Annotated in this window: 10 protein-coding genes, 5 pseudogenes and 1 other annotated feature; of the genes and pseudogenes, 6 read left to right on the top strand and 9 right to left on the bottom strand. The window is 33.6% G+C overall.

What is annotated here, in order from left to right:
- The first annotated feature begins 383 nt into the window (after positions 1-383).
- Positions 384-749, top strand: a complete 366-nt coding sequence (locus DN410_RS24385; protein ID WP_149178377.1) for a YxeA family protein — start codon at positions 384-386, stop codon at positions 747-749.
- Positions 750-1,376: 627 nt separating this feature from the next.
- On the opposite strand, the gene DN410_RS24380 is transcribed toward DN410_RS24385, so the two are convergent.
- Together DN410_RS24380 and serS are read right to left on the bottom strand one after the other, a co-directional pair.
- Positions 1,377-2,006, bottom strand: a complete 630-nt coding sequence (locus DN410_RS24380; RefSeq protein WP_149178376.1) for a DUF1349 domain-containing protein — start codon at positions 2,004-2,006, stop codon at positions 1,377-1,379.
- 179 nt (positions 2,007-2,185) lie between these two features.
- A complete protein-coding gene (gene serS / locus DN410_RS24375) occupies positions 2,186-3,460 on the bottom strand; it encodes a serine--tRNA ligase (protein ID WP_149178375.1) in 1,275 nt (424 codons plus the stop codon).
- Positions 3,461-3,545: 85 nt separating this feature from the next.
- Positions 3,546-3,776, bottom strand: a binding site (T-box leader).
- A gap of 253 nt (positions 3,777-4,029) precedes the next feature.
- Here serS and DN410_RS24370 point away from each other — a divergent pair.
- Positions 4,030-4,389, top strand: a pseudogene (locus DN410_RS24370) (YxeA family protein); the annotation flags it as partial.
- Between the two features lie 73 nt (positions 4,390-4,462).
- Here DN410_RS24370 and DN410_RS24365 read toward each other — a convergent pair.
- The 4 genes and pseudogenes from DN410_RS24365 to DN410_RS24350 form a co-directional block, all read right to left on the bottom strand.
- Entirely contained in the window at positions 4,463-5,173 is a 711-nt protein-coding gene (locus DN410_RS24365; RefSeq protein WP_149178374.1) for an alpha/beta hydrolase, read from the bottom strand.
- A 138-nt stretch (positions 5,174-5,311) separates the two neighbouring features.
- Entirely contained in the window at positions 5,312-6,223 is a 912-nt protein-coding gene (menA, locus tag DN410_RS24360; RefSeq protein WP_149178373.1) for a 1,4-dihydroxy-2-naphthoate polyprenyltransferase, read from the bottom strand.
- Positions 6,224-6,452: 229 nt separating this feature from the next.
- Positions 6,453-6,566, bottom strand: a pseudogene (locus DN410_RS28840) (recombinase family protein); the annotation flags it as partial.
- A 460-nt stretch (positions 6,567-7,026) separates the two neighbouring features.
- A complete protein-coding gene (locus DN410_RS24350; RefSeq protein ID WP_255446829.1) occupies positions 7,027-7,962 on the bottom strand; it encodes a hypothetical protein in 936 nt (311 codons plus the stop codon).
- A 145-nt stretch (positions 7,963-8,107) separates the two neighbouring features.
- Between DN410_RS24350 and DN410_RS24345 the strand changes: the two are divergent.
- Positions 8,108-8,373: pseudogene (locus tag DN410_RS24345) on the top strand (UDP binding domain-containing protein); the annotation flags it as partial.
- 446 nt (positions 8,374-8,819) lie between these two features.
- Positions 8,820-8,936, top strand: a pseudogene (locus DN410_RS28925) (YxeA family protein); the annotation flags it as partial.
- 36 nt (positions 8,937-8,972) lie between these two features.
- Here the strand turns inward: DN410_RS28925 and DN410_RS24335 are convergent.
- Entirely contained in the window at positions 8,973-10,232 is a 1,260-nt protein-coding gene (locus DN410_RS24335; protein WP_149178372.1) for a multidrug effflux MFS transporter, read from the bottom strand.
- A gap of 264 nt (positions 10,233-10,496) precedes the next feature.
- On the opposite strand from DN410_RS24335, the gene DN410_RS24330 reads away from it, so the two are divergent.
- A complete protein-coding gene (locus tag DN410_RS24330; RefSeq protein ID WP_149178371.1) occupies positions 10,497-10,970 on the top strand; it encodes a MarR family winged helix-turn-helix transcriptional regulator in 474 nt (157 codons plus the stop codon).
- A gap of 443 nt (positions 10,971-11,413) precedes the next feature.
- Here DN410_RS24330 and DN410_RS24325 read toward each other — a convergent pair.
- Positions 11,414-12,076: pseudogene (locus tag DN410_RS24325) on the bottom strand (phosphotransferase); the annotation flags it as partial.
- Between the two features lie 126 nt (positions 12,077-12,202).
- Here DN410_RS24325 and DN410_RS24320 point away from each other — a divergent pair.
- On the top strand, positions 12,203-12,691 hold the full coding sequence (locus tag DN410_RS24320; protein ID WP_149178370.1) for a hypothetical protein: 489 nt from the start codon (positions 12,203-12,205) through the stop codon (positions 12,689-12,691).
- Positions 12,692-12,752: 61 nt separating this feature from the next.
- Here DN410_RS24320 and DN410_RS24315 read toward each other — a convergent pair whose 3' ends face one another.
- Positions 12,753-13,313 (bottom strand): class I SAM-dependent methyltransferase, encoded by a 561-nt coding sequence (locus DN410_RS24315; RefSeq protein WP_149178369.1) that lies wholly within the window; start codon positions 13,311-13,313, stop codon positions 12,753-12,755.
- Positions 13,314-13,325: the final 12 nt, after the last annotated feature.

Raw genomic sequence — 13,325 nt, 5'->3', positions numbered from 1 at the left:
CTAATAGTTCCTACAATTACACTTTTAAGACATTAGATACATTTCTCCCTATCTTTTTTATTTATGTATTCCCTCTTGTTGTTGATGTAACTTTTCAATTGTAACTAACACACATCTAAAACTCTAAACACACTCTCTTTCCTAACGACTACTAATCGTGAATCTAAATTGCGTAAATTCTCCTATATTCGCTCCCCTATAAAAGTACATGTTTAACATGTTGATGATAGTTTTTCTTTTCTATTCTGTATGTTCTAGTAAAATAATGTTTGGTTAAAATAACCTTAAAACTCTTTTTAAGAAAAACTTAAGAAAATCTCCCTTTATTCATAAGAATTTTTTTCTATACTGAATCATGTAAATGAACAAAAGGAGAAATAATCATGAAGAAATTTATAATTTGCATAATAGGAATAGGCCTTCCTATATACTTACTACCTTTCATATTACGCGGGGATTTGGACAGATTTAATCCGATTGCTGAAGAAAAAAATGTATACGCCGTTGCGAAAGGATATGGCGTTCCTGATTATCACCATAAAGGAAGAGCTATGTACTCACTAAAAGGTGTTGATGAATTAAGCAATGAGAAAGAATATACAGTAGGAACGAACACCCCTAATGATTTTATAAGAAAAACTTACTTAAAAATTCATGTGAAAGGAAAGTATGTGTATTCTTACGATATTATTGCTGAAAAGGATATTCCGGAGAAAATAAGAGGACAATTGAAAATAGTAGATAACTAAAAGAGCCTACTCGTATGAGTTGGCTCTTTTAGTTTATACAGTCTTAATAGTTATGCTGCATCTTTCCTATACACTAAACTTTTTCCAGTAACATGCCCCATCTGTTTTCACTCAAATCAGAGTTGATAGTCACAGTGAACATTCTATCACTATAGATAACAATTCCATTTAAAAATCTTGAATTCTAATAGTTAGGTTATTGTATATGAAATTACAGGCACACTTTTTCCCTTCTCATAATTGAAAATCAATTTAAAACATCACATTTCCTCTATTACTTTATAATTTTTTTTCTAACTTTTTTCATGGCTTCATACGCTTAATTTTAGTAATCTCTACGTCAATTTTGACTTTTATTAACTAAATATATTAGTGAGATACTACCTAAAAAAAAATTATGATGAATAAGTAACATTATAAAGCTTCATACTGTGTGAAGCCCAATAGTTTTTTAGATAAAAAATAGAGCAACTAATTCAATATAACTGTGTTTTTTACACTAACAAACTTTATTATTCGGTCTATTCTAATAAGTAGCTATCCTTAAAATCGGATTTTATTATAGCGATAACCATTTGTTTCATCTATTTTTTGGTCTTAAATCACAGTTAGGATAACATTATATTTTTAATAAACTTTTGTATTATCATCTACATTCTCAATCCTAATAAATTCAAACTCTGCTTCATATCCCTCTCCTTGTGGACTGCAAGTATAAATGCCAACTTTCATATAATCTTTTTCCTCAAAAAGGTGAGTCATCCTCATTTGCTTCCATGAAACGCCGTCTATTGAATAATCAACATAGTAATTATTACCTTTTTTTGTTATTCGATAGTAAAGGGAATTCAAATCTTCCAAAAATTCCTGACTAGACCAATCAGAGTATCCATTTTTTGTTACAACAACACCTAATTTACTATTGTCATCCGGTATATACTCAACAGATGTCTTCAACCACGTATCTTTTGAAAAGCGAACCATTAAACCTGCTTGATCATATCTGTTTGCTGATTTAGAGTTTACTTTCGTGATCAATCTAAAATCTCCATTTAGTTCATAGTATAAAAAATGACCATTATCAACTTGAAATTCATAGTGTGTTTTTTGCCAGAAATCTGTCTCTTTATCAGGTTTGATTATTAACTTCGATTTATTACTATTAATCTCCCAATCTTTAGGAGGAGAAAACCATTTTAAACTTTTATCAAATTCCACATTATTAAATTCTTCTATTAATCTATATCGATTATCCATTAATAATATCTCCTTAACCTTTTATATTTATTATGGAAAAGTATTTACTCAGTAAAATTATTTAATCTTGATATGTGACTTTCTAAAAGAATCCCTTCCCGTCTTCATCATCTTAAATAATTCTTTATTCCCCAAAACTTTTATAAGCTATTAAACTTTATCTCAAATCAATGTCTTTCTCATTTAATAATTTCTATTCCTCTCATGTATGGACGCAATACTTCTGGAACTATAACAGAGCCATCTTCTTGTTGGTAATTTTCTAAAATAGCTGCTACTGTACGTCCAATAGCCAATCCAGAGCCATTTAGTGTATGCACCAATTCTGGTTTAGCTCCATTTGTACGACGGAAACGTATACTGGCACGACGCGCTTGGAAATCTTCACAATTTGAGCAAGAAGAAATTTCACGATATACGCCATAACTTGGTAACCAAACTTCAATGTCATATGTTTTTGCAGCTGGAAATGCCATATCAGCAGTACATAATACGATTACCCGATAAGGTAATTGTAACAATTGCAGTACCCTTTCGGCATTTGCTGTTAATTTTTCTAACTCATCGTATGAATCTTCAGGTTTTGTATATTTAACCATTTCAACTTTACTAAATTGGTGCTGACGAATTAACCCTCTCGTATCACGTCCTGCACTACCAGCTTCAGAACGAAAACATGGAGTATGTGCTGTAAAATTAATAGGTAAATCGTCACCATTTAAAATCTCATCACGATAATAGTTTGCTAACGGGACTTCTGCCGTTGGAATTAAAGAGTAATCAGTGTCCTCTAATGTGAATACATCTTCTTTAAATTTCGGAAATTGTCCCGTCCCTAATAAACTATCACTATTTACGATAAATGGCGGAATCACTTCTGTATATCCATGTTCTTCAACATGTAAATCTAGCATAAAGTTGGCTACTGCTCGCTCTAAACGTGCTCCCAATCCATTGTAATAGACGAAGCGGCTTCCCGTTACTTTTGCTGCACGCTCAAAATCTAGTAATCCTAATTTTTCAGCAACTTCCCAATGTGGTTTTGCTTCAAATGAAAATTCACTTATTTCTCCCCACTTACGTATTTCAACATTATCATCTTCTGATTCCCCAACAGGCACTGTCTCATTAGGTAGATTTGGTAATGCTAACAATATTGTATTTACCTCTTCTTCTACATAACACAATTCATCATCTAACGTTTTAATATTGTCTCCTACTTCACGCATTTCACTAATAAGTTCATCGGCATCTTGTTTTTCACGCTTTAAATTCGCAATACGTTCAGATACTTCATTACGTTTACTTTTTAACTCTTCAACTTCCACTAACAGTTTCAGACGCTTTTGATCTAGTTTTTTTAATGTATCTAATTCTAAAAATTCCCCACCACGATTAATTAATTTTTTCTTTACTTCTTCCAAATTTGTACGTAATACTTTTACATCTAACATGTCTTATTTCCCCCTTAATTAAGTAATTAATCTTTTAAAAATTAGGGCTTTAACTAGATGAAATACAAAAAACTCCCGTCCCTATAAAAGGGACGAGAGTTAACCCGCGTTGCCACCCTAGTTGAAAGCGCAGAAAATATACGCCATCCACTTAAATTATTAACGGCTTTTAGCCGGAAACGATTACTAACTTCACATTGAAGTGTTCCACATTTCGCTCAAGGACGGATTCACAAGTTCCTTCTATCGGTTTACACCATCCACCGACTCTCTAAAAGAAAAAATACTTGTTACTACTTCCTTTCATCGCTTTCAAACAGTATACATTTTAATTATCACCACTTTACAATAATTCTGTGTATTTATCAAGGGATATTTTTAAAAATAAAATATATTCATAATTAATTCGCAGAATCACATTTCACAATATGTCTATAAAGAAGGAGATCATAATTTATCTAGAAATGGTGTATTTTTCATAAAAGCCACGAAAATATACATAAAGAATAATACGATTTGCCCGAGAGAATAACCATACAATGTTATCCCTCCTTTAAAAACCTGTACTCATGAAGAAATTTATAATTTGCATAATAGGAATCGGCCTTCCTGTATACTTACTACCTTTCATATTACGCGGGGATTTGGACAGATTTAATCCGATTGCTGAAGAGAAAAATGTATACGCCGTTGCGAAAAGATATGGCGTTCCCGATTATCATCATAAAGGCCGGGCTATTTACTCACTAAAAGGTGTTGATGAATTAAGCAATGAGAAAGAATATACAGTAGGAACGAACACCCCTAATGATTTTATAAGAAAAACTTACTTAAAAATTCATGTAAAAGGAAAGTATGTCTATTCTTACGATGTTATCTCTGCAAAGGACGTACCGGAGAAAATAAGAGGACAATTGAAAATAGTAAATAACTCAAAGAGCCTACTCGTCTATCATTGGACTATCTTAAGGGAGAGGCATTCTTTTGATAAATTTATCAAATTCATTGTTTTAATAACCATTGTTCAATTACTTTCACTGTTTCATCACGTTGCGCTTTTGGCGTAATTAAGCTCGCATTATCTCCCTTTTGCTCACCATACATGCCAAAATTAGCATGGTTTCCCCCTTTTATCATGTGCATAGTTGTATTCTTTGACATTAACTTTTTATTGTTCTCTATTTTTTCGACAGTTGCTAAAGCATCTACTTCTCCGTAAATTGATAACATTGGAATCTGTTTAGTAGAGAAATCATCTGCAGGATAAGAACCTAAGAAAATGATCCCATCTACCTTTTCTTCATGTTGAAAGGCATACTTAGAAATCATAGCTCCGCCCATTGAATGCCCAGCAACATACCATTTTTGAACTTCAGGATACTTTTCAATTACACTGTCTACCTCATTTATTCCAAGTATCGCTAAGTTTAATGGTAACTTTGGCATTACTACAAAATGTCCATCCTTCGCAAGAGTTTCTCCTAAGTAACTATAAGCCTCAACTTCTACTTTAGCTCCTTGATAAAAAACAACTCCAATTTTAGCATCTTTCTGTCCGAATACTATATCACCTTCATCTTTTTTATCATCCACTAACGACAAAGCCTCTTTCGTTGGTTTATAAGTAAACTGAGACCAAACAAAAAATGTAATACTTCCCATAAGTAAAATACCTAATAAAGAGTACAGAACAATTTTCATCCACTTCTTCACATATGTGACCTCCCTGAGATGTGTATATTTTATACTTTAAATTATCATTACTATAATTGTCGAATAATCTGTTAGTGACATTCAAAAATAAAACCCCAATCTCTCCATATTAAAATTGAGAAATTGGGGCTAAGTTATTTAAAACAGATAACTAATTAATAATCCTGCTGATAATAAGAAACCAAAAATTGTATTTGTCATCGCTGTTGATTTCATTGCGATGCGCATATATCCAGGTTCTTTTTCCCCTTTTTGGAAACTTCGAATTGCAGAGATTGGCTTTCTCAAACCTAGGAACATAACTAATGCCCAAGGGCTTATATAACTCATCATTACAATCACGGCGATCCATAAATAAGCAACAAAAAAGGCTACAGCTAGTGTTACTACTGCTTTCTTTCTCCCAAGAAGGATAGCTAACGTCTTTCTTCCACCTTTAATATCTTCATCGATATCTCGGATGTTATTCGACATGTTAATTGCACCGACTAAAATTCCAATTGGAATAGAAATCAATACACTTTCAACTGTTACAGTATTCGTTTGAATAAAGAAAGCAATGAGCACAAAACATGTCCCCATTAACAAACCAGAAACTAATTCTCCAAACGGGGTGTACGCAATTGGTAATGGACCACCTGTATATAAATAGCCAACCGCCATCCCAATTAAACCAATGACCACTAACCACCAGCTACTATTCATACAAATATAAATGCCAATAAATGCTGCTACGACATACAATAGAAGCGCAACTGTTAAAACGTTTTTTGGTTTCAATCCATGACGGACAATTCCGCCACCAATTCCAACTGAATCAGCTGTATCTAATCCACGTTTGAAATCATAGTATTCATTAAATAAATTCGTTGCTATTTGCAATGCTAAACATGCAAGCATCATCGCAATAAATAAAAGCCAATCAATTTTGGCAACATAAAGTGATGCCACTGTCCCTAAAATTACAGGAGAAAACGTCGCCGTTAATGTATGCGGGCGTGTCATCTTCCATATTAATTTAGCGGAACTAATTTCTTTTTCTGTCCCCATAACTCTGTTCAATCTCCCTACATTTTAAGTATAAATTACTAGCAGTATCTTTCTATCTATTTCCTGCCACGCATCTATTATATCAAAAAAACGAATTGGCATAGAACTGTAATGTCCTTGCTTGTACAACTATAGATCTTGAAGTTTCTCCAAGTTAGGGTAATACTAGTATCCATGCAACCAGGGAGAAAGTAATCTATTGAGATTTTAGTTACTTTTCCCCAATAGATTATTGGGTATCCCCATTATCTTTTAATTTCCGATACAATGTCATTTTGGAGATTTTGGCTTTCTCCTCAGCATCCTTGCAGCTCATCTCTTGATCAATAAGATATAAGGCGTAAGGTTCTCTCTTTTACTATATATCGTATCAAAAGCCACAGAAAAATAATAATGTTACATGTACTTTACTAGTTTAATAATATGATTTTCAACTTCAATACCACCGTAACAAAAAGTAGCGATAAATTTTTGTTATTAACTGTTTCATGATGATAAAGATAAAAACTCTCAGTCATTCTATTCAACAATCGGCCATACATCGGAATAATATAATTGCCCAGATTATAGAACTTTGAAATGACTTTTATTAAGTTAAAGGGCAGGATATATTAATAAGTTATAAAAGAAATCCATCCCTTTTTGTAATAGAAGAGGGATGGATTTCTTTTAAGTTGAATTTTAATGTTCCGTTCAATATTTATTTATCGTTCTGAAAACAAATAGTATAAACGATACAGGTAAAAATACTGGCCCACACTTAATGAAAGTATAAATTATGACAATATTCCTTGCGTTTTAACTTACTTTACAACAGAATCCTTTTTCCATTTGTATAAAACTATTTCATGATAAACAGGATCAAATAATGGGTTTGAATAAAAGACGGCTTCCTTTTCAACTTGGTCTTCTATATGAATTCCTTGTTTTTGAAATCCTTTAATGAGATGATTGGTAACATATATATTATCATTTTTATGATACTTTTTATCTTGTAAAAAATATGAATATGTGTAAAAACGTTTATGTTCATACGGCATTTGTAAATATTCCATAACCCTCGTCTCTTCCCAAGTGTATACAATAAACGGCTCTTTTTTTCCCTCCAAATATGACGCGAGTTGATATGTTGCTGGTACCTCCGCATGTTGTTCTTTCATGAGCGGTATACTCATCATAAGTTGACTGGTTGCAAACAAAAGCAAGATAATACCACGATTGTTTTTTAACCATGAAATAGCAAGTATGCAAAGTAACATTGCTACAATCGGATAAGAGTGACGAGGTTTATCAATATTTTGTCCAAATAAATTCCAAAGAAAATAGAAAACTACAAGAGCAATCAAAACCTTTGGATAGCAACGTATATTTTTCCATTGTAAAGCAAACAGAAACAAAAAGAACAAAAAGAAACCTACCAAATAATAAGAGTGGATACCTATTCCTGCAAAGATGATGTTTTCAGAAAGTAGACGATAGAGGCGTGAAATGAGTGGTTCACTCGTATCTGTAACTGCTCCACCCCATTCGGTAAAATGCCCTTCTACAAATCCAAAAGAAATTTCCCACAAACCCTTGATGCCACCAATGTTCCAAATAAGGGCACTGACCCAAACTAGTTGCGAAAGGATAGCTGTACAAAATAAGATTATAAATCGCCATTTCTCTTCATGCCATTGTTGCCATAATAATAAAATAAGCACAATTCCAAACGGTGCGTAGGATAACCTTATACCCATTAGTAGCGCAAAGAAGAGAATTGGCCAGAATTAAGTTTGAAAACGTTTTGTACGAAAGGCACGTTCTATACTCCATATATACCACCACACGATTGCTAACGCTGCGCCTTCTGACATAGGCTGCGCTACTAAAATAGAGAAATACCCTCTCGGTTACGAGATTCATACTTATGATCCAATAGCCCTTCTCATGTAAAAAAACAAGTTACACAACATACTGAATTGGAGTCCTCTATTATAGATTCAGATTGTATAGTTATTGCCACAGAATGGGATGAATTTAAAACACTTGATTGGCAACGAGTACAAAAATTAATGCGAGGATGTAAAATCATTGATGGCCGCAATTGTCTTGAACAAAATGAAATAGTAAAAAACGGACTACATTATATTGGGATTGGCCGACCATAACAACCCTTGTAGCAGAAGCAGTTGGTTTCATTAGTTCTGTTACAAATTTCCAATGAGATTGATAGAGAAATATTCTATTTTACAAGTTCGATACAAAACAACTTTATGGTTTTTCTACAAACAGTTCAATTAAAAGAAACTTTATATTTATCGAAAGAATTCTCCTTCCTCCAGCGTGTAAAGGGCAATAGTAAAGCGGTCGGTGGGAGATGCATTTCGGTTCGGTATAGCCAACAAATTTTGATAACTTGATATATGATGCTGCAGAAAGAAAATAGAGTACGAAAACCAAGCGATTCGGTTCCTGCGTAAAATATCAACCGTACCAAGAGAACTTCCAAGCGTTGGACATCTAGCCCCCAAAGTAACGCTCAGGGAGACGAAAAGTTACTCTCGTCGTGGACCTGAGAATCCCCACTTCAAACTTTGCTAAGTGGCGAGTAATTCAGAGAAAAACTTACTTGAAAATTCATATAAAAGGAAAATATGTCTATTCTTACGAAGTTATTTCTGAAAAGAACATTCCAGAGAAAGTAAGAAAAAGATTGTACAATAGTATATAAATGAAAGAGCCTACTCTTATGAGTAGGCTCTTTCATTTATGCTGATATATCTTGTTTTTCTCGTAGTGCCAATTGTTTTTCACTACGCTTTGCCATAAATATATAACATATTACTGCTCCCACTTCACATAAGGCAATTACAATTCCCATAGGAAGTGCTGTGTTACTACCTCCAATCCCAACTAAAGGTGCAACAAGCGCTCCAGAAATATACTGGAACAACCCAAGCAGCGCTGCAGCTGTGCCAGCAGCTTGTTTTTGATTTTTCATTGCTAGAGAAAAACCTGGTGTTGATACAACCCCAACACTTGATCCGATAAGGAATAATGAACATAAAACACCAATTAACCCAATTTCTAATACAATCGTGAGAAGTAAGGAAATACCACCAACAACTGCAATCCCAATACCAGATACGAATAATGTTTTCTCACTTACCTTCCCTGCTAAACGGCCGGTAATGTGGGTGGCAATAATGATACCAATCCCATTAAGAGCAAAAAACATACTAAATTCTTGCGGTGATGCTCCATATATATTTTGCAACACAAACGGTGATCCCGAGATATAAGCAAACATCGCTCCTATTACTAACCCTTGGGATAAAGCATACCCCATAAACAAACGATCTTTCAGTAATCTCTTATATGTTGATAATGTTCCTGTTAAGCCACCTGTCGCTCTCTCTTCTGGAGGTAATGTCTCAGGTAAGAGAAAAATAACGGATACTAACATAAAGACACATATTGCTCCAAGAACAACGAAGACACCATGCCATGATGTAACCTTTAACAATTGTCCTCCAATCATAGGACCTAAAATCGGTGCTGCTCCGTTTACTAACATAAGCAGTGAGAAAAACTTTGTCATTTCAGAACCTGAGTACATATCACGTACCATAGCACGTGATATAACAATACCTGCGGAACCTGAAGCCCCTTGTAAAAATCGTAAAAGAATTAAACTCCAAATAGATGGCGCTACCGCGCAAAGTAAAGAAGATACAACAAGAATAATAAGAGCAATAATTAAAGGTTTGCGTCGCCCATAAATATCACTAATAGAACCAACGAATAATTGTCCCAACGCAAGCCCAAGTAAAAATGCTGTTAATGTAAGCTGAGTAAAAGAGGCGCTTGTTTGTAAATCATCCGTTATTTTTGGTAAAGAAGGCAAGTACAAATCAATAGCCAATGGTCCAATTGCCGTAAGTGTCCCTAATACAAGAATTATCCATAACCTGTTTGCTTTTACAGGTTTATTTATACCGTGATTAAATTCATTCACTTCTATCATTCGTCCTTTCCGTTATAAGCTTTGAATCCTAACATTTTTTCTTTTTTAACAATTCTCCTTTCTTTCACAATACAAACAACCAGTCAACCAAATTGACTTCAATTCATATATTACAATGATGTTAATTCAAAGTCAACTTAATTGACTGTTATAACCTCAGTGAAATAAGTATATAATAAGTAAATTTGATTGACTGTTATCCCCATAGTAAAATAAGGAATAATTACAGTAAAATTTATTGACTTTTCCAAGGAGGTTTTATGTATGAATCATCAAGTCTTTAGTGAATTAGATCTTACAACTCTTTTGTCATTGTCTTTTAATGCATCGATTAATGAACTACACGACAGATTGAGTGAATTAGGATTTGACGATATTAAACCTGCACATGGTTTTATACTTAAATGTGTCAGTATTGATGGAACAACAGGTATAGACATAGCCAAATATTTAGGAATTACAAAGCAAGCTGTGAGTAAAATGTTGGATTATCTTGAGGATAGTGGTTATGTAATGCGTCAAATTCATCACACTAATAAGAGAGGGAAAACTATTGTTTTGACTAAACGAGGTTGGCTAGTAGTGAAAGCAAAAGGGGAAATACTAGCTGAGATAGAACAGCGCTGGAGTGAAAAAATAGGTGCTGAACGAATGCAAATGCTTAGAGATGATTTAACAAAAATAGTTTATGGAGCAAGAGAAGATAAATTTTTATCGGGAGTAAGACCAGTCTGGTAAATATAGAGTTTATAAAAGAAACTAGCCATACATGGGGTACCGTCACTATCACGCTAACAAAATAAAATACTCTCTAAATACGCTATTCTTTCTGTAAAATCATAGGAAAGGATAGCTTTTTTGTGTTTTTTCTGCATATAACGAAACAATAATTCTTATTGTATGTGACTCACGCTCTTCCGAAAGTCATTTTATAGGAATTTCATTTTACTTAATAGGAATAGGCCACCTTGTATACTTACTACCTTTCATGTTACACGGGGATTTGGACAGATTTCATCCACTTATCGAAGGAAAAAGGTGGTGATGAATCTGGAGATACGGAAGAATACGCAGTAGAAACTAACACACGTAATATGTCTAATCTTACGAAATTATTTCTGAAAAGAACATTCCTGAGAAACTAAGAAAACAATTGTAAAATAGGCTATAAACGAAAGAGCCTACTCGCACGAGTTAGCTCTTTTCTTACTTATTAGCGCAGACAATCTTTCTCCCCTTACTCTATAAACTTTCAAATGTTCCTCTAACCGCCGTGCATCATCTAATACACTTAGCGTTTTCTTCACAAAATTCCAATTCAAACTACTGGATAACCATAACAATGAAGAAAGTCTCTTATAATCATTTGGTGCTAAAATATTATGAGCCTTATACCCTTCTAAAAATGAACTAGCAACACTTGAACATACTTCATGAGACTGTATTCCTTCTGTTCGAGAATACCATTTTATTAAAAAGGCTAGTCCTTCAATGCGTTCTACATATCCAATTGATTCAAAATCTACAATTCCTTTTACCTGTTGATTTGAATCCCATAAAACATTCAAAGGATCTAAGTCTGTTTGTACGATAAACTCTAATTCACTCGTATATGCGCACTCTATATAATATTTAGCTAGATTTATTTACTCCCGTACTTCTTTACATGCGCTTACCATACTTTCTAACATACTAATAAACTGGGCATACCCATCCAAATGAGATTTTCTTTGAAAAATTGAGCTTTGAAACGTACTAGAAATATCATGTATCTTTCTTGCCTTCTTTCCAAACGATTCTGCAATAGATTCTGTGCAGTGTGTAAGATGCTCTCCTTCCATCCAAAAAATTAGGTTACATGCAATTCATCCTATTCCCCATAACAAAATGTATTTCACTTAATTAAGCATAGCTAGGATATTTCAAATAGGAAATAGAATTATAGAAAACAGGAGATGGGAGGCATATTATTGAAGACCTTAAAATTCGGTATAATTGGAGCATTAAGTATTACCTTATTAATTGGATGTACAAGTAATTCAAATGAAACGAAAGCTTCCAATAAAGTAGCATCTACAGCAGTGAAAGAAAAAGAAATTGTATATGAAAACTTTATGTTTGAACAAAAAGAAGTGAAAAAACTTGAGATTAGTCCTGTGAATTCAAAAAGTAGTAATCAAGTAGTAAACAAAGAAAATATGAAAACAATTTTCACAAGTATGGAAAGCGCAGAGAAAAAAACACTACTTCTAGATCAAGATGCCAAAAACCATATGCATTCAAAAATGAAGGTTACTTATCAAGATAATTCTATACAAGAATTCTTTGTTTGGATAGAGTCTGATGGTGACATCGTAATAGCAAAAGCGAGCGATGAAACACACGGTGAAGGTTATGATCTACGTGAAGATAATTCTAAAAAAATCATTCAATTTTTCGAAAAAGAACCTCAGAAATAATTACAATACAAACAAAAAAGCCGCATTTGCGGCTCATAAACTTATTTAACTAACGCATGCCTTACCGTTTAATTGCATCCACAATTAACGATGGGCAACCAAGTTTATCTCCTTGATTTCTAGGGTCATATCTTTTTGATCGGAAAATAACGCCATCATTTGCGTCCCATTCTTTGTAATAAAATTGCCCATTTTCATTGCAATATTCCAGTAAAACTACTTCAAATCCAGCTGTTTCAAACATTTTCGTTAATGTTTTATAATTATAAACGATTTTATGACTTGCAGCTGGATGGTCTTTCGGGCCAGGTCCGCCTACTTGCACTATATTTTGATATGTTTCATCTCGGAAAAATGCATCAGGGACACCGCACCGAATATGACCTGATGGTTTTAAGAATTTATAACAAATGCTAGCTGCTTTTACCCCTTCTTCAAAAGTAAGATGCTCCCATACATGCTCTGCTAAAATAGCTGAAATGGAGTTCTGTTCAAATCTTTCTTCCCACATTGTTTCAACTAATAAGTTAAGATCATCTTCTTGCGTTTGAATCCAGCCCGGATTGTTATTAAATGCACCAGCTGCCACTACTACTTTTATTTCGTCTTGTTTTATTACCATTATTTTCACCTC

The sequence above is a fragment of the Bacillus sp. SH5-2 genome, assembly GCF_008368905.1.
Taxonomy (GTDB): domain Bacteria; phylum Bacillota; class Bacilli; order Bacillales; family Bacillaceae_G; genus Bacillus_A; species Bacillus_A luti.
Note: the sequence above shows the minus strand (reverse complement) of the source record. Positions and strands in the feature narration are given on the sequence as shown.